The organism is Oleiphilus sp. HI0132 (assembly GCF_001635845.1).
Genome location: NZ_LWGJ01001487.1, coordinates 1 through 1,170, shown reverse-complemented (window position 1 = coordinate 1,170; position 1,170 = coordinate 1). Strand labels below are relative to the sequence as shown.

The 1,170-nt window shown below is 43.4% G+C and carries 1 protein-coding gene; it reads left to right on the top strand.

Annotated features, from left to right (window positions below):
- Positions 1–398: 398 nt before the first annotated feature.
- On the top strand, positions 399–1,170 hold a 772-nt coding region (ppk2, locus tag A3766_RS23030), incomplete at its 3' end, for a polyphosphate kinase 2 (protein ID WP_082907189.1).

The following is a 1,170-nucleotide window of genomic DNA, read 5'->3' as shown; positions in this document are numbered from 1 at the left end:
CAGAGTGACAGCACTATTCACCAACAAGGCGGTATGGGCCTATTCGCGGCAGCCTTGAAGGAAAGGTTCCCTTTATTGCCGATCGAAGAAGAAGTGAATTTGCACGACGAAAGTCAGTATATGGAGTTTGTTAAGCGAGTTCATGCTCACTTTAAATCGCGGAAATGACAAGTATCAGGCGTAACCTATCTTAAGCAAGGGCCACTCGCGCTCAAGGTTATCCTCAGCCCTAATCTCCAATCATTGGCTTATAAAATTACATCTACTGCCCATTAACCGTTAGATATCCACTCATAGGTATTGACACATATCAATCAAGCCCGTTATTTAACCATGCGCCCTCCAATTGTCTAGTAGACTTAAGGATTACGTTTAAAAAAGAGGGCTAGAAAAGAACCATGCAAAACTCAGATAAGAATCAATCAGACAAGCAAACTTCGTCTAAGAATAAGACTTTGAGCTCAGTAGGGACTCAGCTTCACGCTCTAGCAGAAAAACGCCATGACCCACATTATATTGCCGAATCATTTAGGTCAGGCGAATACCCATACAAGACAAAAATTAGTCGCCAACGATACGAAAGCATAAAAAAAGAATTACAAATCGAGCTACTAAAAGCCCAGAAGTGGATAAGAGAGTCAGGACAAAAAATAGTGATTCTGTTTGAAGGGCGAGATGCCGCTGGTAAAGGTGGCACCATAAAACGCTTTATGGAACATCTAAACCCACGGGGCGCTCACGTTGTTGCTTTGGAAAAGCCGACTGAAGAAGAGCTCGGTCAGTGGTACTTTCAACGCTACATTAAACACCTGCCCACCAAAGGTGAACTCGTTTTATTCGACCGGTCTTGGTATAACCGAGCAGGTGTTGAAAGAGTTATGGGGTTCTGCGAACCGAGCGACTACCTTGAGTTTATGCGTCAAACGCCAGAACTAGAAAGAATGCTTACCCGTAGCGGTATAAAATTATTTAAGTATTGGTTCTCTGTTACTGAAGAAGAGCAAACCGCTCGCTTTCAGAAACGTGAAACTGACCCTCTAAAACAGTGGAAACTAAGCCCTATCGACAAACTTGCTCAAGAAAAATGGAATGACTATACCGAAGCGAAAGAAGCGATGTTTTTCTACACCGATACCGCTGACGCACCCTGGGTAGTCGTAAAATCAGATG